Here is a 25,657-nt window from a genome sequence, read left to right on the forward strand (position 1 = left end):
ATGACTCATCTTTGTCCACAACGGCGACGCCGAAGAATGGCGCGTGAAGAGAGGCAGTGAACCGAAGATGACCAGTGCAAAGGGGGCCGGAGCGCTCCCGCTCAATACGATTCTGTCCGGCGATTGCGTCGAGGCGATGAACGCCCTGCCAGAGGCGAGCGTCGATCTGGTGTTTGCCGACCCGCCCTACAACCTCCAGCTCAAGGGCGATTTGCACCGCCCCGACAATTCGCGCGTCGACGCGGTCGACGACGACTGGGACCGGTTCGACAGCTTCGCCGCCTATGACCGCTTTACCCGCGACTGGCTGGCCGCGGCGCGACGGGTGCTGAAACCCCACGGGGCGATCTGGGTGATCGGCAGCTATCACAACATCTTCCGCATGGGCGCCGAGCTTCAGAACCAGGGGTTCTGGATCCTCAACGACGTGGTCTGGCGCAAGTCCAACCCGATGCCCAATTTCCGCGGCAAGCGGCTGACCAACGCGCATGAGACGCTGATCTGGGCCTCGCGCGGCGAGGGGGCGAAATACACCTTCAACTACGAGGCGCTCAAGGCGCTGAACGAGGGCGTGCAGATGCGCAGCGACTGGGTGCTGCCGATCTGCACCGGCCACGAGCGGCTGAAGGACGCCAATGGCGACAAGGCGCACCCGACGCAAAAGCCCGCGGCGCTGCTGCACCGGGTGCTGGTGGCCACGACCAACCCCGGCGACGTGGTGCTCGACCCCTTCTTCGGCACCGGCACGACCGGCGCGGTCGCCAAGATGCTGGGCCGCGACTTCATCGGGATCGAGCGCGAGGAAAGCTATCGCCGTGTGGCCGAGGACCGGCTGGCGAATGTGCGCAAGTTCGACCGGGCGGCGCTGGCGGTCTCGACCTCCAAACGGGCCGAGCCGCGCATCCCCTTCGGCCAGCTGGTCGAGCGCGGGCTGTTGTTGCCGGGCGAGGTGCTGATCTCGCCCCGCGGCAAGACCGCCAAGGTACGTGCCGACGGCACGCTGGTGGGCGAGGCCGTCACCGGCTCGATCCACCAGGTGGGGGCCGCGCTGGAGGGGGCGCCATCGTGCAACGGCTGGACCTACTGGCATTTCAAGCGTGACGGCAAGACCGTACCCATCGACATCCTGCGCCAGCAGATCCGCGCCGAGATGGCCGACCGGCCGAACTGAGATATCCCAAAGTTACCGCCTGTGCCTGCGGCGTGCCCGCGGCACATCCCTTGCCCCGCCATGCCCAATGGCGGGGCCTTTTTTTGACCGGCCGCTTGGGTATTTGGACCAAGAAGAAGCGGGCGCGTGCGCCACGTCCCCTCGGAATCGCCGGGCGAAGTCCTATGTGAGAATCAGGAGGTGCTAGCATGAAACTACTGGTGATCGGAGCAAGCCATGGAATCGGCCTGGAGACGGTGCGCTACGCGCTGCAGCGGGGCCACGAGGTGCGCGCCTTTGCGCGCAGCGCCCAGACGATCGCGCTTGACGATCCGAAACTGGACAAACACGCCGGGGACGCGCTGAACGCCGAGGACGTGGCCGAGGCGGTGAAGGGGGTCGACGCGGTCATCGTGGCGCTCGGGCTGCCCAAGACGATGCAGGCGATGATCAAGCCCACGACGCTGTTTTCCGACGCGACGCGGGTGGTGATCGCGGCGATGGCCGGGTCCGGGGTCCGGCGCCTGCTGGCGGTCACGGGCTTTGGCGCGGGCGACAGCCGGGCCAGGCTGTCGACGTTCGAGAGCATCCCCTTCCGGGCGATCCTCGGCCGGGCCTATGCCGACAAGGGCGTGCAGGAGGCGATGATCCGCGAATCCGGCCTCGACTGGACCATCGCGCGACCGGGCATCCTGACGAACCGGCCGCCCAGCCACAGCTACGAGGTGCTGGTCGAGCCCGAAAGCTGGCGCAACGGGCTGATCTCGCGCGGCGACGTGGCCCATTTCCTCGTCCACGCCGCCGAAGACGGCGGCCATATCGGCGAGGCGCCGGTTCTGATCCGATAGGCCGGTCGCCGCCGGCGACCCGCCCCGGCCGCGCTTGAGCGCGGCCGGGGCGGGTTGGCGGGGCGCGTTGGTCTCAGGTGCCCGCGGGCCACGGGTTTGTGGCCTCCTTGTAGGGCGTCCAGTCCTCGATATCGGGATAGTATGTCCGCCGCCAGGCCCGCACCCGCGGGTTCATGCGCCGCCGCCACAGGGGCGGGATCATCGCCAGCGAGGTCATCGCCGGATAGCCGAAGGGCAGCTGCGGCGCCTCGTCTTCCGAATAGGTCTGCAGCAGCGGGAAGCGCCGCTGCGGCTTGTAGTGGTGGTCGGAATGGCGCTGGAGGTTGATCAACAGCCAGTTCGACGCCTTGTGCGCCGCGTTCCAGCTGTGGTGCGGCTTGACGTGCTCGTACTTGGCCTCGCCGAGATAGCGCCGGGTCAGGCCGTAGTGTTCCACGTAGTTGGTCAGTTCCAACTGCCAGACGGCGATGAAGGCCTGCCACACGAACAGCGCAAGCCCCACGAGGCCGCCGATCCAGAGCGCGAGACCGATCATCGCCAGTTGCAGCGCGCCGTAGCGCCAGAACGGGTTGGACAGGTGCCACACCGGCAGGTCGCGCCGCGCGAGCATCAGCTTTTCCGCCCGCCACGCAGAGGGTAGCCCGGTTGTCAGCACGCGCCAGAAAAACCGATGGAAGCCTTCGTTGTAATGCGCCGTCACGCCGTCGCGGGGGGTGCCGACATGGGGGTGGTGCACCAACAGATGCTCGGTGCGGAAATGGCTGTAAAGCACGGTCGAGAGCAGCAGATCGCCCAGCCAGCGTTCCAGCCGGTTGCGCTGGTGCAAAAGCTCGTGGGAATAGACGATACCCACGGTGCCAGAGATCACGCCGACGCCGAAGAACAGCACGATGGTTTCAAGCGCGCCCAGGTGGCTGGTATGGGTGACCCACCAGATCATGCCGAAGATCGTCACGAACTGGATCGGGAACCAGATCATCGTGATGAAGCGGTACCAGAAGAGGTCTGTCTCGGGCGTTTCGGGGTCGGGGTTTTCCTCGTTCAGGCCCAGGATCGCGTCCAGCACGGTGACGGAGAGCCAGCCGTAAATGGGCAGCAGGATCACCGTCCATCCGCCCACGGTCGCGCCGAGGATGGCCAGCGGTATCATGCCGAGTGACAGCCAGAAGGGCAGGGCGTTTTTCAGCGCCCCGACGGGTGCTTTGTCGGTCATTGCGGTCTCCCTGTTGGCCGCGCGCCCCCTGTTGGAAAAGCTATAGCCGAGCCGCAGGTTTCGCTCAATCGGCGCCGTGGCCGCAGCGCGCGAGGTCGAACGCCTTGCGCATCACCGTGGGCAGGTCGGCGGGCCGGAAGTCTGCCGCAGGCAGGAAGAAGCCGCGGGCAGGGGTACAGCCTTGGGGCAACGCGGCGACATGAAGCGCCAGCCGCAGGTGGAAATGGGTAAAGGTGTGGCGCACCTCTTGATCCAGCGGGCGCCAGTCGGCTGCGACCGGGGGGGCGGCGCAGGGTTCTGTTTCCGCCCATTCGCTGCCGGGCCAGCCCAGCATCCCGCCCAGCAGACCCGTGTCGGGCCGGCGTTCGAGCAGCCACGCGCCATCGGCGCGTCGGCCGATATAGGCATGGCCCAGCCGCGTGGGCCTGGGCTTTTTCGCCAGCTTGCGGGGCAGCGTGGCGGCGATGCCCCGATCGCGCGCGGCACAGGGCGCGCGCAGCGGGCAGATGCCGCAGGCGGGGTTCTTCGGCGTGCAGATCGTGGCGCCGAGGTCCATCACCGCCTGGGCGTGACAGCCGGGGCGTTCCTGGGGCGTGAGCCGCGCGGCCAGCGCCGTCAATGCGGGTTTGGCGGTGGGCAGGGGGGTCTCGACGGCGAAAAGGCGGGCCATCACGCGCTCGACATTGCCGTCCACAACCGTCTCGGGCCGGTCGAAGGCGATGGCGGCGATGGCCGCGGCGGTATAGGGGCCGATGCCCGGCAGGGCCTGCAACGCGTCGCGGGTGGTGGGAAAGCGCCCGCCATGGTCGGCGACCACGGCGCGCGCGCATTTCAAAAGGTTCCGGGCGCGGGCGTAATAGCCCAGGCCCGCCCATTCGCCCATCACCGCGCCATCCTCGGCGGCGGCCAGTGCGGCGACGTCGGGCCAGCGCGTGGTGAAGCGGCGGAAATAGTCGCGCACGGCGGCCACGGTGGTCTGTTGCAGCATCACCTCTGAGAGCCAGACGGCGTAGGGATCGGGCCGCGCGCCCGCCGCGCGCGCCCTGGGGCCCACCCGCCAGGGCAGGTCGCGCGCGTGGATGTCGTACCACGACAACAGCGCCGCACTCACGTCCGCGTCACGCAATCTTTATGGCCTCCGCGCCGTCATTTCTCTGGTTGCCCCGTGTCCCCGGACCTAGACTAGCCCGCGATGAAGGAAAAGACAGGCACCCCCCGTTCCACGCTCGCGGAGTCCGCCGCCGGAGGCCGGCGGCGCGGATTCGAGCGTGCGTCGGGGCTGTTGGAAGGCCGCATCCGGAAGGTCGGCGAAAAACGCGGTTTCGCCGTTACCCGCCTGCTGACCCACTGGCCCGATATCGTGGGCGAGGACATCGCCCGCATCGCCCGGCCGGTCGACGTGAAATATGGCCGCGAGGGGTTCGGCGCGACGCTGAGCGTTCTGACCACCGGCGCGCAAGCGCCTGTGCTTGAGATGCAAAAGGAAAAGCTGCGCGACAAGGTGAATGCCTGTTACGGCTATGCCGCGATTTCGCGCATCCGCATCACCCAGACCGCGCCGTCGGGCTTTGCCGAGGGGCAGGCCGCATTCGCGCCGAAACCGCCCGACGAGCCCGCGCCCGACCCCAAGGTGCAGGCCGAGGCCGCCGAGCTGTCGGCCGATGTGCACGACCCGACGTTGCGCGCCGCGCTTGAAGCGCTGGGCCGAAACGTTTTATCCCGCCCCAAACGCTGAAAAGAGGTTCTCGATGATCCGCATGCTCTCCACCTCGCTGGCGATTGCCGCCCTGGCCGCACTGGGCGGTTATGCCCTGACGGCGAACGCGCCCAGCCTGCCGCCCATCGGTGCGGCCCAGGCCCAGACCGCCGAGGCCGAGCTGCCCGAGATCGAGGCGATGACCCTGGGCGACCCGAACGCGCCCGTCGCATTGACCGAATACGCGTCCTTCACCTGCGGGCATTGCGCCAATTTCCACGACGATGTGTTCAAGAAGCTCAAGGCCGACTACATCGACACCGGCAAGGTGCATTTCACCTACAAGGAAATCTACTGGGACCGCTACGCCCTGTGGGCCGGGATGGTCGCGCGCTGCGGTGGCGACACGCGCTTTTTCGGGCTGGTCGAGTTGATCTATGACCGCCAACGCGAGTGGATCAAGGCGGGCGAAGCCGCCGATGTGGCCGGTGAATTGCGCACGATCGGCCGCACCGCGGGGATGTCGGACGACACGCTCGACGCCTGCATGCAGGACGCCGCCACCGCGCAGGCGCTGGTCGAATGGTCCGAGGAACAGGCCGCGGAATACGACATCGACTCGACCCCCTCGCTGGTGATCGACGGCGAGAAATACTCGAACATGAGCTATGACAAGTTGACGGAAATCCTCGACGCCAAGCTGGCCGACTGAGGCCCGGCGGCTAGAGCCCCAGCCGGCCCAGCGCGGCGTCGAGCGGCGCCCAGTCGTCGAGCGACAGCCGCACCGGCACGGTCAGCACCTTGCGGCGGAAGGCGGTGGGCAGGCGCACGGCGTCCTTTTCCGTGGTGACCATCTGCGCATCCAGCGCCATCGCCTCGATCTCTAGACGTTTCATCAGTGCCTCGGTCAGGGGCTGATGGTCGTCAAGCGCCTCGGCCCTCCTGAGGCGTGCGCCAAGGGCCTCAAGCGTGGCGAAGAACTTGGCCGGGTGGCCGATGCCGGCAAAGGCCAGCACCGGCAAGCCCGCCCAATCCATCCCCGTGGGCAGCGGATTCAGCGCGCCGGTCAGGTGCGGCAGCGCGAGCGTGCCGGCCCAGCGGCCGGCAAAGCGGCGCTGGGCCGGGGCGGGGCCGATGGACAGCACGAAATCGGCGCGGGCCAGCCCCGCGGCGACCGGTTCGCGCAAGGGGCCGGCCGGGATCACCCTGCCGTTGCCGAAGCCCTTGGCGGCCTCGACGGTGAGGATGGACAGGTCCTTGGCGAGCGCGGGGTCCTGAAACCCGTCGTCCAGCAGGATCGCCTGCGCGCCCTCCTGCACCGCGGCCCGTGCCCCCGCGGCGCGGTCGCGCGCCACCCATGTGGGGGCGAAGGCGGCCAGCAGCAGCGGCTCGTCGCCGGTCTCGGCGGCGCGGTGGCGCGCCTCGTCGACACGCGTCGGGCCGGTCAGCGTACCGCCGTAGCCGCGGCTGACGACATGGGCCGCCACGCCCCGCTCGGCCAGCCGCTGGATCAGGGCGATCACCGTGGGTGTCTTGCCGGTGCCGCCGGCATTGATGTTGCCGACGCAGATCACCGGCACGCCCGGCGCCTCGGGCGCGCCGCGGGCCAGCCGCCGCGCCGTCGCGCGGGCATAAAGCGCGCCCAGGGGCGCCAGCGCGCGCGCCTGCCAGCCGGGGCGGTCTGGCGGGTTGTCCCAAAAGGCCGGCGGGCGCATCAGCCTGCCCCCCGCGCGCGCAACTCGCCGATCAGGTAGTCGGCGACGCTTTGGGCCGCCTCGGCGCCCTCGGTCGTGACCTGCCAGGCGGCATGGGCCATGGCGGCGGCCCGTTCGGGGGCCAGCAGCGTCTCCAGCGCCTCGGCCAGGCCCTGCGCATCACGCACCTGCCAGGCGGCGCCGGCGGCGGCGAGGCGGCGGTAGCGGGGCGCAAAGTCGCCGGTGCCGGGCCCATGCACCACCGCCGCGCCCAGCGAGGCCGCCGGGAACGGGTCGCGGCCTTTCTGAGCGGCGAGTGTGCCGGCCAGAAAGGCGACCGGGGCGAGGCGGTACCACAGCCCGTCTTCGCCCTCGGTATCTGCAAGGTAGATTTGGGTTTCCTCGTCGATCTCGTCGTCTGCGCTGCGCTGCGCCACGCGCCAGCCCGCCTTGCGCAATGCCTTGGCCAGGGCCGTGGCGCGGGCCGGGTCGTCGGGCGCCAACAGCAGCAGCAGCCGGTGCGACAGGCGCAGCGCGGCGGCATGGGCGGTGCAGACCAGGGCATCTTCCTCTGGCGTGGCGCCATAGGCCAGCCATGCCGGCCGGTGGGCCAGCGCCTTGGCCATCGCCGCGCGCTCGGCCTCGTTGCAGCCTGGCGAAATGCCGCTTTCAGAGAGCCGCCCGGAGACGGTGATCCGCTCGCGCGCGATGCCCAGTGTCTGAAAAATGGCCGCGCCGAGGGTGTCGGCGGCGAAGACGCGGTCGAACCGGCGGACCATGGCGCGCTGGCCCACGGGCCGCCAGCGCGCGTGCCAGGCGGGCGGGATGCCGGTGCCGATCAGGACCGCGCCGGCGCCGGCGCGGGCGGCCGCGCGCAGCAGCTGGCGCGCCAGCGTGGACGGAAACCAGACCGACAGGTCGGGGCGCCAATGGTAGGCGAAATCCGTGGCGGCAGCGCGCTCTTCGGGCGGCGCGGGCCGGATCAGGGCGCCGCCCACGCCATGGGCGGCGAACATCGCGCCGGCCTGCGCCGAGGCCGGCCCGGTGACGAGCGTGCAAAGGCCGGGCAGGTCGTCTTCGACAAGGCTGACGATCTCGGCGATGGCACCGGTCATATCCTCGGGCGGTGCGTGCACCCACAAGAGCGGCCCGGCCGGGCGCCGGCCCTCGGCCTGGGGCGCAGGACGCCGGGCCGGTACGATGCCGAGGCCGGGAGAGGGCGCCATGGGCGGGCGGTCAGCCGCCGAGTTCTTCGGTCGGGCTGGCCTCGGCCTCTTCGTCGCGCAGCCGGTGAATATGAGCGATGAAATAGCGCATATGGGCATTGTCGACGGTGCGCTGGGCCTCGGCCTTCCAGGCGTTGTGCGCGCTTTCGTAGTCGGGAAACATTCCCACGATATGGATGTCGTCGACATTCTTGAACGCGGTTTTCTGCGGGTCGACCAACTCGCCCCCGAAAACCAGATGCAGGCGCTGGGTCATCCTTTTCTCCCTCTGCCGCGCGTGTTGTGCTGCGACCCTAGACGATGGCAGGCACGGGGGAAAGACGATCAGGCGAGGCGTTGCATCAGCGCGTCGTGCAATGCCGGGCCGGCGACGACGACCCCCTGCGAGACCGGGTGGGGCGTGTTGAATTCCAGCGCCCTGCCGCGCCGGTCGCTGACCCGCGCGCCGGCCTCTTTGGCAATCAGCGTGCCGGCGGCGGTGTCCCAGTCCCAGCTGTCGCGCAGCGTCAGCATCGCGTCATAGCGCCCCTCGGCCACCAGGCACATGCGGTAGGCGAGCGAGGCCCGGAGCGAGCGTTTCAAAACAGGCGGCGGGCCTTGCCAGTGCTCCTCGGCCAGCGCCGGGCCCGCGGTCAGCACCCGTGCGCCTTCCAGATCCTCGCGGCCGGTCGCGCGGATCGGCGTGCCGTTCAGCGATGCGCCCGCCCCCTTGCGGGCGGAATAGAGCCGCTTTTCCATCGGCAGGTAGACGACCGCGGCGATCACGCGGCCCGCGCGCGCCACCGCCAGAGCATGGGCAAAGCCGCGCTCGCCATTGAGAAACGCCCGCGTGCCGTCAAGCGGATCGACGATGAATACATGCTCGTCATCCAGCCGCCCTGCGCTGTCCTCGGTCTCTTCCGAAAGCCAGCCGTAACCGGGCCGGGCGGCCAGCAGCCTGGCGCGCAGCATCGCGTCGATTTCCAGGTCGGCCTCGCTGACCGGGCCCTGGTGACCGGGTTTGTCCCAGACATAGGGTGACCGGCGCCAGTGGCGCGCGGCGATCTCTCCGGCGGCTTGGGCGGCCTCGGCCAGAAGATCGAGGTCACTCGCCGGCAAGCGTCAGTCCCTCGACCAGCAGGCTGGGGACCCGGCGCGACAGGTGATCGCGCGCGTCGTTGGCCGGCACGATGGTCTTGAGCATATCGCGCAGGTTGCCGGCGATGGTGCATTCGTTGACCGGATAGGCGATCTCGCCCTTTTCGACCCAAAAGCCCGACGCGCCGCGCGAATAGTCGCCCGTGGTCGCGTTGATCGAGCTGCCGATCAGCGAGGTGATCATCAGCCCGGTGCCCATCTCGGCCATCAGCGCGGCGCGGCCGGCCTCGCCCGGCGTCAGGGTAATGTTGCTGACCGAGGGCGAGGGCGGCGACGAGACGCCGCGCGCGGCATTCGCGGTGCTTTCGAGCCCCAGCTTGCGGGCGGTGGCAAGGTCGAGCACCCATCCTTTTAGGACGCCGTTTTCCACCAGCGCCCGGCGCGCGGTCGCCAGCCCCTCGGCGTCGAAGGGGCGCGAGCCCGAGATGCGCTTGCGGTGCGGATCTTCGAGCAGCGACAGGCCCGGCGGCAACACCGCCTCGCCCATCAGGTCGCGCGCCCAGGATGCGCCGCGGGCGATGGCGGTGCCGTTGATCGCGCCCAGCAGGTGGCCGATCAGCGATGCCGCGACGCGCTCGTCATAGAGCACCGGATAGGCGCCGGTCTTGGGCCGGCGCGCACCGGCGCGGGCAACGGTCCGTTCGCCGGCGAGGCGGCCGACCTCTTCGGGGTCGGGCAGGTCGGCCTGGAACACCCGCGTCTCGTAGCTGTAATCGCGTTCCATGCCGGTGCCGCTGCCGGTGATCGCCATGCACGAAACCGCCCGGTCGGTGCGCGCATAGCCCCCGGCAAACCCGTTGGTCCCGGCGAGGTGCAGCCGGCGGTACCCATACCCGGCCGAGGCCGATTGCACCTGGCTGACGCCGTCGATGGCGGCCGCGGCGGCCTCGGCGCGGCGGGCATCGTCTTCCAGCGTGGCGGGGTCGGGTTCGGGCGCCGGGTCGGCAAGGTCCAGCGCGTCGGCATCGCGCGCGTCGGCCAGAAGCGCGGGGTCGGCCAGCCCGATGGTGGGGTCCTCGGGCGCCTCGCGCGCCATGGCAAGCGCGCGCTCGGCCATCTCGGCGATGGTCTCTGGCCGCGTGTCAGAGGCCGAGACGCAGGCCTGGCGCCGGCCCAGCAGGACGCGCAGGCCCAGATCGACGCCCTCGGCCCGCTCGGCCTGTTCCAGCCGTCCCTGCCGCACGTCGATCGACAGCGACGTGCCCTCGACGGCAATCGCATCGGCATCCTCGGCGCCTGCCTTGCGGGCAGCCGAAAGCAGGGCGTCGGTCAGCGCGGAGAGATCCTGGGGCATGTGGCGGGGCATCCTGTGATCGAAAAGGTTCCACAGGAGCTAGTACGCCGCGCCCGCCCGCGCAAGCCGCCGCCCGGTCAGCGCAGGCGCTGGCCGTTGGCCAGGATCTGCCCGTCCTCGGTCACCTGGATGTCCGAGACCAGCGTATCGGCCCCCTCGCCCGGTTTTGCGAACATGCCCAGCATCATCCGGAATCCGGTGGCCTGATCCTGCGGCACGAGGCCCATCGCCACCAGCTTGTCCAGCAGGGCGTTGGCGCCGGTCAGCCGCAGCGACAGCCCGCCGGTGGGCTTTGGCATTCCGTTGAAGGGCGTGGTGTCGGAATTGTCGAAGCTGAAGGCGCCCGCGCCGCTCAGATCGGCCCCGGCGACGGAAAGCTGCAGCGCGTTGACGTCCAGCGATTGCAACTCGGCCGGCGGCTGGCCCTGCAACTCGGCGATCGCCATGGGATCGAACAGGTCGGCCAGCATCCGCGCCTTACCGCTGAGATCGATCACCAGCGTCGCCGGATCGCGGGGCAGCGCGCCGGCGGGGTCTATCATCGACCACAGCGCCTCGTCGACGGTGAGCCCCTGAAGCCGGGTCAGCAGGCCGAAATCGCCGGGTTCTTCGCCCTGCGCAGTGGGCATGGTCAGGCCGAACGCGCCCTCCTCGATCTGCATCGCAAGCTGCGGAAAGGGTATCTGCGCGCCGCTCACCATCATCTCGGTACCGGACTGCGCCGTGCGGTAGACGATCTGATCGGAATCGAGGGCGAAATCGAACCGCCCGCCGGTCGATGCCATCGCCATGCGGGTGGGCGCCCCGGCCTCGGTGACGTCGGCCGTCATCTGCAGGGGGCCATAGGCGATGTTGCCCTCGGAGGAGAACCCGGCCTTCAGCATCCGGGCCATATCGGTGCCGTCCATCTGCGGCGGCAGGACGCTGCGCGAGGCGCTGGTCAGCGCCCCGACGGTGGCCACGATCTTGACGGCGGTTCCGGCGGCCGGGTCGGACAGGTCGAAATCGAACCCGGCGCTGTCGGCGGCAAAGTCGCTGAGGATGGTGCGGCTGTCGGTGCCGGTTATGCGGTACATTCCCGACACGCCGCCGGCGGTCATCTGCATCTGTGCCGGCGCCGTCTCTCCGTCGACCGTCATCTGATCCATCGTCATACCCACCTCGGGCGCGGTGAATCGATAGGTGATGTCTCCGGGGCTGCCGGTGGCCACGGCTTCCAGCCCGGTCTGGCGCATCCGCATGGTGACATCGCTGCGCGCCGTCTCTCCGTTCATCCGGGCTTCGCTGTTGACCGCCAGCACGCCCTCGGGCGCCATGGTGATCCGCACTGCCCCGTCGCCGGTTTCGGTGAACACGATCTCGGCGATCGCGCCGCTGGCGGTGCTGCTCTGGCTGCCGCCTTCGGGCAGCTCGATCGGGCTGGTCTCGATGGTAACCGAAACGTCGCGCACCACCAGGCTGTCACCCTCGACGGTCTCGGTCGCGGTGATCTGTTGCCCGTAGCTTTCGGCCATCCCCTTGAGACTGCCCCAGACCCCGGCCGCGGTCAGCTCGGCTGCGGCCGGGCCAGCCCAGGCAAGCCCGGCGATACATGCGAGGGCGGGCGCGGCTTTCCAATGTTGCATGAGGGTTCCTTCCTGAAAGACGGTTTGGCGCAAGCTTCGACGCAGGCCGAGCGCGAGTCAACGGCACGTTGCGGCTGGTCAGCGCCGAGGCGCTGGGCTACCACTGTCGCAAGACAAAATACGGAGATGAGCATGGCGGATCTGACCGGCAAAAGCGTATTGATCACGGGGGCCAGCCGGGGCATCGGCGCGGCCGCGGCACGTGCCTTTTCCGAGGCGGGGTGCCATGTCGCGCTGGCTGCGCGCAGCGCCGAGGCGATCACCAGTATCGCCCGAGAGATCGGACCCGCCGCGCTGGCGCTGCCCTGCGACGTCGCCGATTTCGGGCAGGTCTCGGACGCGGTGCGCGCCGTCGTGAAATCCTTCGGCAAGATCGACATCCTGGTAAACAATGCCGGCGTGATCGAGCCGATATCGCGGCTGCAGGATGCCGACCCGGCCGAGTGGTCAGAGGCGGTCGACGTCAACCTAAAGGGCGTCTTCCACGGCATGCGCGCGGCGATGCCGGTGATGGCGGCGATGGGCGGCGGCACGATCCTGACCGTCAGCTCCGGCGCCGCCCACAGCGCGCTGGAGGGGTGGAGCCATTACTGCACCTCAAAGGCCGGCGCCGCGATGCTGACCAAATGCGCCCACCTGGAGGGCGAGGGCCAGGGCATCCGCGCCATGGGCCTGTCGCCCGGCACGGTGGCGACCGAAATGCAGCGCCAGATCAAGAACAGCGGCGTGAACCCGGTCAGCCGGCTGGACTGGGGCGATCACATTCCGCCCGCATGGCCGGCCAAGGCTCTGGTCTGGATGTGCACCGCCGATGCCGACGAGTTTCTCGGCCAGGAAATCTCGCTGCGCGAACGGGCGGTCCGGCGCCGGGTAGGCCTTGAGGCATGATCGCGCTGGACAAGGACGGCGCGCGCTGGACGCTCAGGCTGAACCGTCCGGACAAGGCGAACTCGCTGACCAAGGCGATGCTGAGAGAGATCGAAAGCGTCGTCTCGGACGCCGAGCGCGAAAAGATCGGCGCGCTGGTGATAACCGGCACCGGACGTGTCTTTTCGGCGGGTGCCGATCTCGACGAGGCGCGGGCCGGGCTGGCCACCGACGGCGTGTGGGAGCGCGTCTCGGGCCGCATCGCTGCGATGGAGGCGATGACGGTGGCGGCGCTGAACGGCACGCTGGCCGGCGGCGCCTTCGGCATGGCGCTGGCCTGCGACCTGCGGATCGCGGTGCCCTCGGCCAACTTCTTCTATCCGGTGATGAAGCTCGGCTTTTTGCCGCAGCCCTCCGACCCGGGGCGGCTGGCGGCGCTGGTGGGGCCGGCGCGGGCCAAGCTGATCCTGATGGGGGGTGCCAAGATCACCGCCGACGAGGCGCTGGCCTTCGGGCTGGTCGACCGGGTGGTGGCCGCCGAAGAGTTGGAGGCGGCGATCGAGGCGCTGGTGGCCGACGCGCTGGCCGCGACACCCGAACACCGGGCGTCGATCAAGCGGCTGTGCGAGGGGCGCTAGCGCCGGCGCCGCGGCCCCGGACTTTTGGAATGGAAATCGGCGGGGCGCTTTTTCACCCAGGCAATGAATTTCGCCAGCCGCGGATGGGCCCTGAGCGCCGCGATGGTGGGATAGCTGCGGGCAAGCTCGGCCTCGGTCAGGGAGGCGTGGATTTCATTGTGACAGATCTGATGCAGCAGAACCGTCGGCCCGCCCTTGCCGCCCCGCAGCTTGGGCACGAGGTGGTGCAGGCTCTGCCGCGCATGGGGCGGGATCGGGCGGCCGCACAAGGGGCAGATCGGGGTCGGGTCGTCTGGCATGTCGCCCTGTCGCAGGTGGTAATCCATGGATGATGCGGCGGACACCGCCACCGGGCAAGACCGGCGCGTCGCGGCGCTGGTGATCGGCGCGGGGCCGGCCGGGCTGATGGCGGCGGAGGCGCTGGCGCGGGCGGGGCTTTCGGTGCTGCTGGCCGAGGCCAAGCCGTCGCCCGGGCGCAAGCTGTTGATGGCGGGAAAATCGGGGCTGAACCTGACCAAGGACGAGCCCGCGGAGACCTTCCTCGCGCAGTACGAAGAGGCCGCGGGGCCGCTGGCCCCTATGCTGCGCGCCTTTGGTCCGGCCGAAGTGGCGGCGTGGGCCGAGGGGCTGGGCCAGCCCGTGTTCACCGGGTCGTCGGGCCGGGTTTTTCCGAGGGCGATGAAGGCCTCGCCCCTGCTGCGGGCCTGGCTGGCGCGGCTGGACGCCGCCGGCGTGCGGCTGGAAACCCGCTGGCGCTGGGCGGGGTGGCGCGGCGAAAGTGCCGTTTTCCAGACGTCATCGGGGCCGGTTTCGGTGCTGGCCGATGTCACCGTGCTGGCATTGGGCGGGGCGAGCTGGGCCAGGTTGGGCTCTGACGGGGCCTGGGCGGACACCCTGCGCGCCGAGGGCGCGGCGGTGGCGCCGTTCCGCCCGGCCAATGTCGGGCTGAGGGTCGAGTGGTCGTCGCACATGGCGCGCCAGTTCGGCCAGCCGGTCAAGGGCGTGGCGCTGTGCGCCGGCGGGCGGCAGGTCCGCGGCGAATTCGTCGTCTCGCGCAGGGGGCTGGAAGGCGGGGCGATCTATGCCCTCTCGCGGCCGCTGCGCGAGGGCGCGCCGCTGATCGTGGACCTGATGCCGAACCGCACCGAGGCCGAAATTGCCGAGCGGCTGGCCCGCCCGCGCGGAAAGGCCAGCCTGACGGCGCATCTGCGCAAGACGCTGCGGTTGCAGGGGCCGCGGCTGGCGCTGCTATACGAATGCGCCCGGCCGTTGCCGCAGGGCGCCGCGCTTGCCGCCCGGATCAAGGCGCTGGCGGTGCCGCACGGCGGCCCGCGCCCGCTGGACGAGGCGATCTCGACGGCCGGCGGCGTGGACTGGGCGGGTCTCGACGCGGGGCTGATGCTGACCGCGCGGCCCGGCGTGTTCTGCGCCGGCGAGATGCTGGACTGGGAGGCGCCGACAGGCGGCTACCTGCTGACCGCGTGCCTGGCCACGGGGCGCTGGGCCGGGCAGGCCGCGGCGCGCCGTCAGGCCGCCCTTGCGCGCTGATAGGCCGGGCGCGCGCGCATCCGTTCCAGATATTCGGCCAGAGCGGCCTCTTTCAGCGGAAACTGTGCCGCCGTGGCCCAGTCGCCGCAATGGGTCAGGATGATGTCGGGCACCGTCATCTCGGTGCCGGCGACGAAGGGGCCGTGGCCCATCCGGCGCACCAGCGTGGCCTGGCTGCGTTCGAATTCCCAGCGCAGGCTGTCCTTGATCGCCGATTGCCGCAGCTCTTCGGGCAAGACGAAACTGTGCCGCGCGGCCATCCAGAGCGCCGCGTCGAACTCGTCGAGCAGGAACTGGGTCAGGCTGTCCTGCTGGGCGCGTTCGATCGTGCCCGCGGGGTGGGTCAGCGCGCCGTGCTTGTCGGCGAGATAGGTCAGGATCGCGGTCGAATCGGTGATTGGCGTGCCGTCGACCACCAGCACCGGCACCTTGCCCGCCGGGTTCAGCGCGACCACATCGCCCGAGCGCGGCGGCGCGGGCACATGTTCGTAAGGCACGTCCAGCTCTTCGAGCATCCACAACACACGCAGCGCCCGGCTGCGCCCGCTTCCGATCACGCGATACATTCTCGGCCTCCCGTTCGCTCAGGTGCCAAGGGTTTCCAGCTTCGCCGCCGGCATTCAACCCTGCCGGCAGAGATTTTCCCGGCCCCGCGGCCGCAGCGGCGCCGACGGCCGGGTGTCGCTATGGCCCCGCTAGCCGCCGCGCATCTTCGCCAGACGGATCAGGCTTCGCTCCATCAGCGCCATCTGCGGCGCGCGCTGGGACGAGCGCAGCTTGAGGTCGGTCTCGACCAGAACCTTCATCGCCTGTTCCAGCCTGCGCATCCCCCAGCCCTGGGCCTGGCGGATCATCGCATCGCGCAGCTTGAAGGGCACCGGGGGGCGCAGGCGCGACACGCCGCTGGCCGGGCCGGATGGGTCGGACGCGGCGGCGTGCAGCGCCCGGAAATGGCGCAGCGCGGCGATACACAGGCCCACCGGTTGCACCCCCTGGGCCTGAAGCCGGCGCAACAGCGGGCCGATCTCGCCGTCGCGCCCGTCGGCCACCACCGCGATCAGCGCGTCCATCGCCGCCTCGGTCGAACGGGGGGCGCAGGCGGCCACGTCCTCGGGGGTCAGGGGCGCGGGGTCGCCGATCTTGTAAAGCGCGATCTTTTCCAGCGTCTGACGGAAATCGCCGGGGTCGAGCGTCATGGCCAGCCCTTCGATCTCGGCCATCGCGGGACGGTCGATCTGGCCCATCCCGGCGGCTTTGAGGCTGGCCTCGATTTCCCCGCGCGAGGGCGGGTCGTCGTAGATGCCCACGGCATAGGCGTTGGAATGCCCTTCGAAGAGCTTGCGCAAAGCCGAGCGGGGGGTGAGCTGTTTCGCGGTGACGATGAGTTGCGCGTCGCCGGCCTGCCAGTCGGCCAGCGCGGCCTCGACCGTCTTGGCCAGCCCGTCGGCGGCCTCGTCGAGAAGCACGACGCGGGGGCCGGGAAAGAACCCCTGCGCCTTGACCGCGTCGGCCAGCGCGGCGGGGTCGCCCCGCAGTTCCGAGGCATGCAGGCGCGTCAGGCGCATCTCTTCTTCGCCGTTCGGGCCCAGCAGGGCCGCGACCACCTCTTGCCGGCGCAGCGCCACGCGCATCGCGTCGGCGCCGTAGATCAACAGGCCCGTGCGGTCCGCCTCGGGCTTGGCGAAATAGCGGGGGGCGTCGCGCGGCGATAGCTTCATGGCGTCCGTGCCGCGGCCCCGGCGACCAGCCGCGCCACGATCTGGTCGGCGAGGATCACCATCAGCCGCTCGTAGGCGTCGCGCCGCGCGGTCAGCGTGGCCAAGGTCGAGCCGGTGGCGGAATAGCCGGTAAAGCTGCGCACCGTGCCGCTGTCGGCCAGCGCGCCGGTGTCGAGCGCGGTCAGGCGGTAGCGCACCCGGCCGATGACGTCGTAGCGGGTGGTTTCCTGTTCCTGTGTGACCGCCAGCGGGTCGCTATCGGTCTCTATGATGTAGTCGAGCCGGTAAAGCGGGGCCGTGGCGGGGCCCAGACGGTCCTCGAGCCGGGCGGCGAGGGCGAAACCGTCGCGCGTTTTGGGGTCGGCCAGCGCGATGCGCCCGTTCAGCCCCTCGGCGGCACCGCCGGGGCCGTAGACGGGCCGAAAGCCGCAGGCCGCCAGCGCCGGCACCGCCAGCAGAAAGCTGCGCCTAGACCACGACATTGACGATGCGGCCGGGTACGACGATCAGCTTTTTCGGGCTGCCGCCGGCCAGCGCCTTGAGAACGGCGTCGTCCTGCATCACGCGGGCCTCGACCTCTTCGCGGGGCAAGTCCTTGGGCACGGTGATTTCCGACTTGCGCTTGCCGTTGATCTGGATCGGCAGGGTCACCTCGTCCTCGACCAGAAGCGCGGGGTCGGGCTGGGGCCAGGCCGCCCCCGCGACAAGGCCGGTGCCGCCCAGCATCTCCCACACCTCTTCGGACAAATGCGGGGTCATCGGCGCCATGAGCTGGGCCATGACCATCGCCGCCTCGCGCCGCGCGGCGAGCGAGGCCTTCGATTTGGCCAGCGTGTTGGTAAAGGCGTAGAGCTTGGCGACCGAGGTGTTGAAGCCGAAACTGTCGATGCCCATCGTCACGTCGTGGATGGTCTTGTGCAGCGCCCGGCGCAGGGCGAGGTCTTCGGCGCCGGTGTCGCCCGCGCCCTGGCCCTCGGCCTCGTAGGCGGCGATGCCGCCCTGTTCCATTTCCTCGACAATCCCGTTGGCGATGCGCCAGACCCGGCCGAGATGCTTATAGGCGGCCTCGGCGCCGGCGGCCGTCCATTCCACGTCGCGCTCGGGGGGGCTGTCGGACAGCATGAACCAGCGCGCGGTATCGGCGCCGTAGCTTTCGATGATGTTCACCGGGTCGACGACGTTCTTCTTCGATTTCGACATCTTGGCCGAGGGAATCACCTCGACCGGGCTGCCGCAGGCGCCAAGGCGTGCGCCGCTTTCGGTCCACTCGACATGCTCGGGCAGGTGATAGACCGGGCGATCTTTTTCGTCGCGCGTGACATAGATCTCGTGGGTGACCATGCCTTGCGTGAACAGCGCATCGAAAGGCTCGACCGCCTTTGCGGGCAGGTGGCCGGTGATCTGCATCGCCCGGGCGAAGAAGCGGGAATAGAGCAGGTGCAGGATCGCGTGTTCGATGCCGCCGATATACTGGTCGACATTCATCCAGTACTCGGCCTCGGCCAGGTCGGTCGGCGTTTCCGCTCGGGGCGCGGTGAAGCGGGCGAAATACCACGAGCTGTCCACGAAGGTGTCCATCGTGTCGGTTTCGCGCCGGGCGGGCGCCCCGCAAGACGGGCAGGCGCAGTCGCGCCAGCTCGGGTGCCGGTCCAGCGGGTTGCCCGGCACGGAAAAGTCGATCGGCTGGCCGTCCTCGTCATAGGGCAGCTCGACGGGGAGGTTTTCTTTCTTCTCCGGCACCACGCCGCAGGCGTCGCAATGCACCACGGGAATCGGGCAGCCCCAGTAGCGTTGCCGCGAAAGGCCCCAGTCGCGCAGGCGGAACTTGGTCACGCCGTGGCCGACGCCGTTCTCCTCGCAAAACCGAATCGCGGACTCGATGGCCGCCTCGCCGGTCTGTTCGGTCTCACCGGCGAACCCACGCACGTAGATCACGGGCTCTGACTTCGGCGGCACATAGGCCGGGCCGCCGTCCTCGGGCATCGTGCTGCCGTCATCCTCGGCGGGGGCGTAGGTGCTGACCACCGGCAGGCCGTATTTGCGGGCAAAGTCGAGGTCGCGCTGGTCATGCGCCGGGCAGCCGAAAATGGCGCCGGTGCCGTAATCCATCAGGATGAAATTGGCGATGTAGACGGGCAGTTCCCACGCCGTATCGAACGGGTGGCGCACCTTCAGCCCGGTGTCGAAGCCCCGCTTCTCGGCCTTTTCCAGCTCTTCCTCGCTGGTGCCCATGCGGCGGCATTCGGCGCAGAAGGCGGCCAGCTCGGGGTTGTCGGCCTCCAGCGCCCGGGCCAGCGGATGGTCGGGCGAGATGCCGAGAAAGCTGGCGCCCAACAGCGTGTCGGGCCGGGTGGTGTAGACCTCGACCCGGTCGAACTCGTGCGGCGCGTCGATCAGCGAAAACGCCATTTGCAGGCCGCGCGACTTGCCGATCCAGTTGCGCTGCATCAGCTTGACCTTTTCGGGCCAGTTGTCCAGCCCGTCGAGCGCGTCGAGCAGTTCCTCGGCGAAATCGGAGATCTTGAAGAACCATTGCGTAAGCTCGCGCCGCTCGACCGGGGCGCCCGAGCGCCAGCCCTTGCCCTCGATCACCTGCTCGTTGGCCAGGACGGTCATGTCGACCGGGTCCCAGTTGACGGTGGCGTTCTTGCGGTAGACCAGCCCCGCGTGGAGGAAGTCGATGAACATCGCCTGCTGCTGGCCGTAATAGTCCGGGTCGCAGGTGGCGAACTCGCGCGACCAGTCGATGCTGAGGCCCAGCGGTTTCATCTGGCCGCGCATGTCGGCGATGTTGGAATAGGTCCAGTCCTTGGGGTGGCCGCCGCGTTCCATCGCGGCGTTTTCCGCGGGCATTCCGAAGGCATCCCACCCCATCGGGTGCAACACGCTGAACCCGCAAGACATTTTATAGCGCGCGATGACGTCGCCCATGGTGTAGTTGCGCACATGGCCCATATGGATGCGCCCCGACGGGTAGGGGAACATCTCGAGCACGTAGTATTTGGCGCGGTCCGGGTCGCGCCGGGCGGCAAAGGCGCCGGCCTTGTCCCATTCGGCCTGCCATCTGGGCTCGATCTCGGCTGGAGCGTAGCGCGCCGTCATATCTCGTCCTCGTCGAAGTCAAAGCCGGGCGCAGAGGGCCCGGCGTTGTGCATAGTCGCGCGCGGCGGGGGCGTCCAGAGGGCGCTTGGACCTCGGGCGCGCCTCAGCGCCGCGTCACTGAATCGAGATATCTATAGTGTAGCCCACAGTCTTGCCGATGTCCCCGGCGTTGCCCATAGGATCGAATCGAAGCGGTTTGGCGTCGTCCAGCGTATCGTAACGAGTTGCTACCCTACTGCCATTCGGCGCGCGTGCCGGGGCGATGGTCGGAATTTCCCAGGTCGCGGGCTCTGGCGGCAAGATATCGCCAAAACGCCCGGTTTGCCCATGGAATGGCGCGTGACATCGATGGTCGTTCGGCCTGTTGGCTCAGAGCCGGCTGTCGCGGATGCGCAGCTGTCGGGCGCGGGTGAGAATCGCGTCTTCGACGGCGCGCACCGTGTCGGGGTCGACGGCGCCGCCGCGGCTGGCCAGCGCCACCTTCAGGGCGCGGGCTTCGAGCGCGGGGTCCTGAACATAGACGGTGGCGCGGTAGGCGCGCCCGCCGCCCGGCGGTGTGCCATAGCCCGTGACGATGACGCCCGAAAACGGGTCAACCGACTGGATCGGAAGGAAATTCAGAACATCCAGCGACGCCTGCCAGAGGTACTTGTTGACCTCGACGGTGGTATTCGGGTCGTCCTTCTGGATGAACAGGTCCCAAATGGTCGACCGGTTCTCGGCCTCGCGCTGGCCGACAGGGGTGTTGGCGCGCTGACGCTCGATCGCCTCGCGGTTCGGTTCGGAGTTGCCGCGGAACAGCCCGCTGTCGCCGCTGCCGATTCCCCCGCCGCAGCCAGAGAGCGCAATCGCCGCCAAACTGAGGACTGCCAGCCGCCGAAACGCTGTGAAACTCATGAAATCCGCCCCGTATCGCCTTTTCGGTCTTTAGCGGAGGTGCGGTTGTGGGACAAGATGTTTCCCGGCAAACCCGTTTTGGGCGCGCGCGGGGCGGTTGCTGGATATCTGTGTGGCAAAGCTGCATCAATCGCTGCGTCTGTAAGGCGACCGGTCCGGCCTTTCTTGCATTCCAACCGGTTAAGAGCGACACACCGAGCATACTCAGTGCGGCAAACCGGGCTGAGGTGAATCTTAAATGAATGAGGGAAAACCATGAAAAAGGTTCTCTTTGCGACCACCGCGCTCGTCGCTTCCGCCGGTATCGCTGCCGCTGAAATCGAGTTCGGTCTTTCGGCCGAAATGGGCATCACCGGTGGTGACTTCTACGGTGCCAACGACGAAGCGCAGTTCCACAACGACTTCACCATCTCGGTGGACGGTTCGGGCGAAACCGACGGTGGCATGACCTTCGGCTTCCACGTGGAAATCGAAGAGTCGAACGGTGGCGGCGCCACCAACGGTTCGGCTTCCTATGACAACGAGTCGGTCTTCATCTCGGGCGCCTTCGGCACCCTGACCCTGGGCGAAATCGACGGCGCCTATGACCGCCGCCTGAAAGAAGTCGCCTTTGTTGGCTCGATCGCGGATGACGAAACCATCCACACCGGCTTCAACGGCAACTCTGGCTTCGACGGCGTCGAAGACAACCAGATCCTGCGCTACGACTACTCGTTCGGCGACTTCGGCTTCTCGGTGTCGATGGAGCAGGACGATAACGGTGCCGGCGACGACGACATCTACGCGGTTGGCGTGTCCTACGACTTCGCCATGGCCTCGGGCATCGAAATCGGCTTTGGCCTCGGCTACACCAGCAAGGACAACAATGGCGAGATCATCGGTGCGTCGCTCTACGCTGACACGGGCAACGGCTTCGAGGCCGGCCTGAACGCGTCGAGCTACGACAGCGACTTCGCCGGTGCCGACTGGACCCACTACGCCATCGGCATGGCCTACACCTGGGACGCCTTCTCGATCGGCGCCAACTACGGCAAGTACGACCTCGACTCGGGTAGCGACGTCGACGGCTTCGGCCTGGCCGCCAACTACGACCTGGGCGGCGGTGCCGTTGTTCAGTTCGGCTACGGCGACGGCGAAGACCGCGAGTCGTACTCGCTGGGTATCGCGATGTCCTTCTAAGTTCTTCGGAACTTCGGATACGGGAAGAGCGGGCAATTTGCCCGCTCTTTTCTTTTGCGCTAAGCGACAGGTCCGGGGGTAGATCGCCCCGCCACACCCGAAGGACCGCCATGCTTCCGCTCGACCCCGCCCAGATCAAGCGCCGCTTTCAGGAGGCCCTGAAGCTGCAGGGCGCCGGCCGGCTGGACGACGCGGAACGCGCCTATCTGGATATCCTCAAGGCCAACCCCTCCCTGCCCGAGGTGCACTACCAGCTCGGCCGGATCGCGCTGAGCCGCGGGCGGCCCGAGGCGGCGCTCGGACCCATCGAACGGGCGCGCAAGCTCAAGCCCGCCGAGCCCGCGATCTGGCAGCTTGAGGCCGAGGCGTTGGCGCGGTTGGAGGACGAGGCGGCCAACAGGCGCTTTCTCAAGGCGGCCAAGGCCGCGCGACTGCCGGCCAAGCTGCTGGTGGCGCTGCAAAATCGCCTGTCTCCGCCGAAGGCGCGCAGCCGGACGGATCTGGGCACCGTCCGGCCCGAGGAGGTGCGCCGGCTGATCGGTCTGATGAAGGCGGGCCGCCTGGCCGAGGCCGAGACGGGCGCGCGCCGGTTGCGCAAGGCCCACCCGGATGTGCCCGTGATCGCCAATATCCTGGCCAATTGCCTGGCCGAACGGGGCCGAGCCGATGCCGCCGCGGCCGAGTTCGAGGCCGCGCTCAAGCTCGCCCCGGACTACGCCGAGGCGCAGGCCAATTACGGCCGCCTGCTGCTCGACCGCGGCGATCTGGCCGGTGCGCTCAGGCGCTTGCGCCGCGCGGTCGAGCTGGCGCCCGACCTGCCGACGGCGCAGGCGGCGCTGGGTCTGGCGCTGGCGCGGTCGGGCGAGACCGAGCCGGCGCTTGCGCCCCTGCGCCGCGCCGTGGCGCTGGAGCCGCGGCTGTCGGAGGCGCAGCTGGCGCTGGCACAGGCCCTGCTCGACCTGCGCAGGCCCGAAGAGGCCGAAAAGGCACTTCGTTCTGCGATGGCGGCCGGGCAGAGCGGCGCGCCGATACATCTGCGGATGGCCCAGGCACTGGCCGCCCAGGGCCGCGCCGAGGACGCGGCGGCGGAATACGACAGCGCCGTGGCCGCCGACCCGAATTCGGCAACCGCGCACAGCTTGCGCGGCATGTTTCGCCAGACGCTGGGTCGATTCGACGATGCCGAAGCGGATTTCCGAAAAGCCATCGCGCTGGAGCCCGACAATGGCGAGCATTACCGCACCTTCGCGGCCAGCGTGAAATTCGCCCCCGGCGACCCGCTGATCGCAGAGATGGAGGCCCGATTCGCCGACGACACCCAGGGCGATTCCAGCCGTATGCACCTGGCCTTCGCGCTGGCCCGCGCGATGGAGGCGACCAAGGCGCATGACAAGGTGTTTCCCTATCTGGCCACTGGCAACGCGTTGATGCGAAAGCGATTTTCCTATGACATCGCCGAGAGGCGAGCCGAGGTCGACGCGGTCAAATCGGCCTTTGCCGGCACCGATTTCGCGGCCCGCACCGCGCCCGCGGGCGCCCCCGATTTCGCGCCGATCTTCGTCACCGGGATGCCGCGCTCTGGCACGACGCTGGTCGAACAGATCATCGCCAGCCATTCGCGCGTCGGCGGCGCGGGCGAGGTCGGCTACATGGCGCGCGCCGTCTCTTCGCGGCTGTCGCAGGCCGGGGGCGGGTACCGGCCCTTCGATGCGCTGACCGATTCCGATCTCGTCGAGATCGGCGACGGGGCGGCGGCGCGGCTGCGCGCGCTGGTGCCCGGGGCCGACCGCGTGACCGACAAGTCGATCCAGACCTACATGGTGATGGGGGCGGTGCGCCTCGCGCTGCCCAACGCGCATATCGTTCTGGTCAAGCGCGATCCCCGCGATACGCTGTTCTCGATCTACAAGAACGTATTTGCCGAGGGCACCCACCGCTACGCCTACGATCTGCGCGACCTCGGGCTTTACTACCGGATGTTCGAAGAGATGATAGATTTCTGGCGCGCCAAGCTGCCCGGCGGATTTCACGAGATCCAGTACGAAGACCTTATTGCCAACCCCGAGGCAGAAAGCCGCAAGCTGGTGGCCGCCTGCGGGCTGGACTGGGAAGATGCCTGCCTCAGTTTCCACGAAACCGAGCGGCGGGTGAGCACGCTCAGCGTCTATCAGGTGCGCCAGCCGATCTATAAGTCCTCGGTGGCGGCGTGGGAGCGGTACAAGGACGATCTCGCGCCCATGTTCGAGGCGCTGGGCGGCGCGATTTGACGGAGGGAACCATGGGGCTGAGCGACATCACGCAACGAATCGCCAAGGCCGAGTCGGCCGCGGACCGCGCGCCGGGGTCGGTGACGCTGATCGCGGTGTCGAAGGTGCAACCGCTGGACCGCGTCGAGGCCGTGCTGAAACAGGGCCACCGGGTTTTCGGCGAAAACCGGGTGCAAGAAGCGCAGGGAAAATGGCCCGATTTCATGGAACGCTACGAGGGCGTCGATTTGCATCTGGTCGGGCCGTTGCAGAGCAACAAGGCGAAACAGGCGGTCGAGCTGTTTTCGACCATCCACTCGGTCGACCGGCCGAAGCTGGCGAGAAAGCTGGCCGACCTCGCGCAGGAGGGCGGTGCCTGCCCGGGTCTGTTCATCCAGGTCAATACCGGGGAAGAGCCGCAAAAGGCCGGCGTGCTGCCCGACGAGGCCGATGCGTTCGTGGCCGAATGCCGGGGGATGGATTTGCCGCTGCTGGGGCTGATGTGCATCCCGCCATTGGAGGAAGAGCCGTCGCTGCATTTTGCATTGCTGGCCAAGATCGCCGAGCGCAACGGGCTTGAGGGGCTGTCGATGGGGATGAGCGGCGATTTCGAAACCGCCATCGCGCTGGGGGCGACCCATGTGCGGGTGGGCAGCGCGATTTTCGGAGAACGTAGCCAAGGCTAGGCGCAAGAATCTTCGTCGATTTTTTCGAAAGATCCTGGGCGCCAGGAGGTTATGACGCGACCAGCCGGGTGGCGTGGCGAATGCGGGCGGCGATCCAGTGCAGGTGGTCGCGCCTCAGCCCGATGCAGCCCTCCGTGGGGAAATGCGGCCTGCGCCACTGGTGAATGAAGATCGCCGACCCGCGGCCGCGCGCGGCGCATGGCCAGTTCCAATCCGTGAGAATCACCAGGTCGTAGAGCGGGTCGGCCCGGCGCAGCCGCTCATGGCCAAAGGCGTGCGGCGCCCGGACCATCAGGTTGTAATCGGGGTCGGCCGGGTCGTCCGACCACAGGTCGCACGGCCCGATCGGCAGCGCCCAGTCGGCCGGCCGGGCCATGCGATCGGGCCTGTAGAGCATCCCGACGATCCGGTGCGTGCCCCTGGGCGTCGCGCCGTCGCCCTCGCGCTTGTCGCTGCGCACCCCGCCCCGGCCGATGGAACAGGGAAAGCGCCGGCCGAGAAAGCGCAGGTGGGTGGGGGTGAGTACGAGGTCGGTTGCCTGCATGGGCAAAGAGTGCCGCATAGCAGCGGCCTTGGAAAGCAACTGCCGCCGGCCGCCTTGAGGCGGATCAAGCCGGCACATACGTCAGCGTGGTAGAATCGTTTTGCAACTGTCCGACGCCGCGTCGCCGATGCGGCGCCGTCAGGCATGACAAGGAGGAGGACCGATATGGAAACTGCAAAGGTCATGGAATACGCGCGGGCCCTGTTCGATGCCCGCGGCGACAAGGCCGAGGCGGAAGCGGCGCAAAAGGCCGCGGGCCACGAGGCCGCCGGCGAAGAGACCGAGGCCAAGACATGGCGCGCGGTCGAGGCGGCGATCCGTCAGATGCGCCCGCCGCGCCAGGGCTGAG

The 25,657-nt window shown here is 68.9% G+C and carries 26 protein-coding genes; 11 read left to right on the forward strand and 15 right to left on the reverse strand.

Going from position 1 to position 25,657, the window contains the following annotated elements:
* The first annotated feature begins 67 nt into the window (after positions 1 to 67).
* Positions 68 to 1,171: a site-specific DNA-methyltransferase gene (locus Ga0609869_RS07185; RefSeq protein WP_125408427.1), complete on the forward strand. Its 1,104-nt coding sequence runs from the start codon at positions 68 to 70 to the stop codon at positions 1,169 to 1,171.
* Positions 1,172 to 1,359: 188 nt separating this feature from the next.
* Complete coding sequence (locus Ga0609869_RS07190) at positions 1,360 to 1,998, forward strand: NAD(P)-dependent oxidoreductase (RefSeq protein ID WP_125408428.1); 639 nt, start codon at positions 1,360 to 1,362, stop codon at positions 1,996 to 1,998.
* A 73-nt stretch (positions 1,999 to 2,071) separates the two neighbouring features.
* On the opposite strand, the gene Ga0609869_RS07195 is transcribed toward Ga0609869_RS07190, so the two are convergent.
* Complete coding sequence (locus Ga0609869_RS07195) at positions 2,072 to 3,211, reverse strand: alkane 1-monooxygenase (protein ID WP_125408429.1); 1,140 nt, start codon at positions 3,209 to 3,211, stop codon at positions 2,072 to 2,074.
* A 64-nt stretch (positions 3,212 to 3,275) separates the two neighbouring features.
* The gene (gene mutY, locus Ga0609869_RS07200) at positions 3,276 to 4,337 is read right to left on the reverse strand and encodes an A/G-specific adenine glycosylase (RefSeq protein WP_125408430.1); all 1,062 of its coding nucleotides are present in this window, start codon (positions 4,335 to 4,337) and stop codon (positions 3,276 to 3,278) included.
* 66 nt (positions 4,338 to 4,403) lie between these two features.
* Between mutY and Ga0609869_RS07205 the strand changes: the two genes are divergently transcribed.
* On the forward strand, positions 4,404 to 4,946 hold the full coding sequence (locus Ga0609869_RS07205) for a DUF721 domain-containing protein (RefSeq protein WP_125408431.1): 543 nt from the start codon (positions 4,404 to 4,406) through the stop codon (positions 4,944 to 4,946).
* Between the two features lie 13 nt (positions 4,947 to 4,959).
* Entirely contained in the window at positions 4,960 to 5,619 is a 660-nt protein-coding gene (locus Ga0609869_RS07210) for a DsbA family protein (RefSeq protein ID WP_125408432.1), read from the forward strand.
* Between the two features lie 10 nt (positions 5,620 to 5,629).
* Here the strand turns inward: Ga0609869_RS07210 and lpxK are convergent, their stop codons facing one another.
* The 6 genes from lpxK to Ga0609869_RS07240 form a co-directional block, all read right to left on the reverse strand.
* Positions 5,630 to 6,622, reverse strand: a complete 993-nt coding sequence (lpxK, locus tag Ga0609869_RS07215; RefSeq protein WP_125408433.1) for a tetraacyldisaccharide 4'-kinase — start codon at positions 6,620 to 6,622, stop codon at positions 5,630 to 5,632.
* Positions 6,622 to 7,827, reverse strand: coding sequence for a glycosyltransferase N-terminal domain-containing protein (locus tag Ga0609869_RS07220; RefSeq protein ID WP_170168874.1), 1,206 nt, complete (start codon positions 7,825 to 7,827; stop codon positions 6,622 to 6,624). Before Ga0609869_RS07220 ends, lpxK begins: the two co-directional genes overlap by 1 nt.
* 10 nt (positions 7,828 to 7,837) lie before the next feature.
* A complete protein-coding gene (locus Ga0609869_RS07225; RefSeq protein ID WP_125408435.1) occupies positions 7,838 to 8,083 on the reverse strand; it encodes a DUF4170 domain-containing protein in 246 nt (81 codons plus the stop codon).
* Positions 8,084 to 8,151: 68 nt separating this feature from the next.
* Entirely contained in the window at positions 8,152 to 8,925 is a 774-nt protein-coding gene (locus Ga0609869_RS07230; RefSeq protein WP_125408436.1) for an inositol monophosphatase family protein, read from the reverse strand.
* Entirely contained in the window at positions 8,912 to 10,258 is a 1,347-nt protein-coding gene (locus Ga0609869_RS07235) for a TldD/PmbA family protein (RefSeq protein ID WP_125408437.1), read from the reverse strand. Before Ga0609869_RS07235 ends, Ga0609869_RS07230 begins: the two co-directional genes overlap by 14 nt.
* Positions 10,259 to 10,335: 77 nt before the next feature.
* On the reverse strand, positions 10,336 to 11,883 hold the full coding sequence (locus tag Ga0609869_RS07240; RefSeq protein ID WP_125408438.1) for a DUF2125 domain-containing protein: 1,548 nt from the start codon (positions 11,881 to 11,883) through the stop codon (positions 10,336 to 10,338).
* A 132-nt stretch (positions 11,884 to 12,015) separates the two neighbouring features.
* Between Ga0609869_RS07240 and Ga0609869_RS07245 the strand changes: the two genes are divergently transcribed.
* Both Ga0609869_RS07245 and Ga0609869_RS07250 read left to right on the forward strand, forming a co-directional pair.
* Complete coding sequence (locus tag Ga0609869_RS07245; RefSeq protein WP_125408439.1) at positions 12,016 to 12,771, forward strand: SDR family oxidoreductase; 756 nt, start codon at positions 12,016 to 12,018, stop codon at positions 12,769 to 12,771.
* Entirely contained in the window at positions 12,768 to 13,388 is a 621-nt protein-coding gene (locus tag Ga0609869_RS07250) for an enoyl-CoA hydratase/isomerase family protein (protein ID WP_125408440.1), read from the forward strand. Before Ga0609869_RS07245 ends, Ga0609869_RS07250 begins: the two co-directional genes overlap by 4 nt.
* On the opposite strand, the gene Ga0609869_RS07255 is transcribed toward Ga0609869_RS07250, so the two are convergent.
* A complete protein-coding gene (locus Ga0609869_RS07255) occupies positions 13,385 to 13,714 on the reverse strand; it encodes an HNH endonuclease (RefSeq protein ID WP_438826866.1) in 330 nt (109 codons plus the stop codon). The genes Ga0609869_RS07250 and Ga0609869_RS07255 overlap by 4 nt on opposite strands.
* On the opposite strand from Ga0609869_RS07255, the gene Ga0609869_RS07260 reads away from it, so the two are divergent.
* The gene (locus Ga0609869_RS07260; protein ID WP_125408441.1) at positions 13,713 to 14,936 is read left to right on the forward strand and encodes a TIGR03862 family flavoprotein; all 1,224 of its coding nucleotides are present in this window, start codon (positions 13,713 to 13,715) and stop codon (positions 14,934 to 14,936) included. The genes Ga0609869_RS07255 and Ga0609869_RS07260 overlap by 2 nt on opposite strands.
* Here Ga0609869_RS07260 and Ga0609869_RS07265 read toward each other — a convergent pair.
* The 5 genes from Ga0609869_RS07265 to Ga0609869_RS07285 all read right to left on the reverse strand — a co-directional run bounded on the left by Ga0609869_RS07265 (position 14,915) and on the right by Ga0609869_RS07285 (position 20,653).
* Entirely contained in the window at positions 14,915 to 15,502 is a 588-nt protein-coding gene (locus tag Ga0609869_RS07265; protein ID WP_125408442.1) for a glutathione S-transferase family protein, read from the reverse strand. The genes Ga0609869_RS07260 and Ga0609869_RS07265 overlap by 22 nt on opposite strands.
* 129 nt (positions 15,503 to 15,631) lie before the next feature.
* Entirely contained in the window at positions 15,632 to 16,654 is a 1,023-nt protein-coding gene (holA, locus tag Ga0609869_RS07270) for a DNA polymerase III subunit delta (protein WP_125408443.1), read from the reverse strand.
* Complete coding sequence (gene lptE / locus Ga0609869_RS07275; RefSeq protein ID WP_125408444.1) at positions 16,651 to 17,136, reverse strand: LPS assembly lipoprotein LptE; 486 nt, start codon at positions 17,134 to 17,136, stop codon at positions 16,651 to 16,653. Before lptE ends, holA begins: the two co-directional genes overlap by 4 nt.
* Positions 17,123 to 19,756 carry a leucine--tRNA ligase gene (leuS, locus tag Ga0609869_RS07280; RefSeq protein ID WP_125408445.1) on the reverse strand — a complete coding sequence of 878 codons (2,634 nt, stop codon included), beginning with the start codon at positions 19,754 to 19,756 and terminating at the stop codon, positions 17,123 to 17,125. The genes lptE and leuS overlap by 14 nt, the downstream gene beginning before the upstream one ends.
* 369 nt (positions 19,757 to 20,125) lie before the next feature.
* Entirely contained in the window at positions 20,126 to 20,653 is a 528-nt protein-coding gene (locus tag Ga0609869_RS07285; protein WP_125408446.1) for a DUF3576 domain-containing protein, read from the reverse strand.
* A 255-nt stretch (positions 20,654 to 20,908) separates the two neighbouring features.
* On the opposite strand from Ga0609869_RS07285, the gene Ga0609869_RS07290 reads away from it, so the two are divergent.
* From Ga0609869_RS07290 to Ga0609869_RS07300, 3 genes are all read left to right on the forward strand, one after another.
* The gene (locus Ga0609869_RS07290) at positions 20,909 to 21,832 is read left to right on the forward strand and encodes a porin (RefSeq protein WP_125408447.1); all 924 of its coding nucleotides are present in this window, start codon (positions 20,909 to 20,911) and stop codon (positions 21,830 to 21,832) included.
* Positions 21,833 to 21,942: 110 nt separating this feature from the next.
* Positions 21,943 to 24,099, forward strand: a complete 2,157-nt coding sequence (locus Ga0609869_RS07295) for a tetratricopeptide repeat-containing sulfotransferase family protein (protein WP_125408448.1) — start codon at positions 21,943 to 21,945, stop codon at positions 24,097 to 24,099.
* An 11-nt stretch (positions 24,100 to 24,110) separates the two neighbouring features.
* Entirely contained in the window at positions 24,111 to 24,764 is a 654-nt protein-coding gene (locus Ga0609869_RS07300) for a YggS family pyridoxal phosphate-dependent enzyme (protein WP_125408449.1), read from the forward strand.
* A gap of 49 nt (positions 24,765 to 24,813) precedes the next feature.
* Here the strand turns inward: Ga0609869_RS07300 and Ga0609869_RS07305 are convergent, their stop codons facing one another.
* Complete coding sequence (locus Ga0609869_RS07305; RefSeq protein ID WP_125408450.1) at positions 24,814 to 25,308, reverse strand: L,D-transpeptidase family protein; 495 nt, start codon at positions 25,306 to 25,308, stop codon at positions 24,814 to 24,816.
* A gap of 165 nt (positions 25,309 to 25,473) precedes the next feature.
* Here Ga0609869_RS07305 and Ga0609869_RS07310 point away from each other — a divergent pair, with 165 nt between their 5' ends.
* Positions 25,474 to 25,656 carry a hypothetical protein gene (locus Ga0609869_RS07310; protein ID WP_125408451.1) on the forward strand — a complete coding sequence of 61 codons (183 nt, stop codon included), beginning with the start codon at positions 25,474 to 25,476 and terminating at the stop codon, positions 25,654 to 25,656.
* Position 25,657: the final 1 nt, after the last annotated feature.

This window comes from Rhodovulum iodosum, assembly GCF_041020385.1.
Classification (GTDB): domain Bacteria; phylum Pseudomonadota; class Alphaproteobacteria; order Rhodobacterales; family Rhodobacteraceae; genus Rhodovulum; species Rhodovulum iodosum.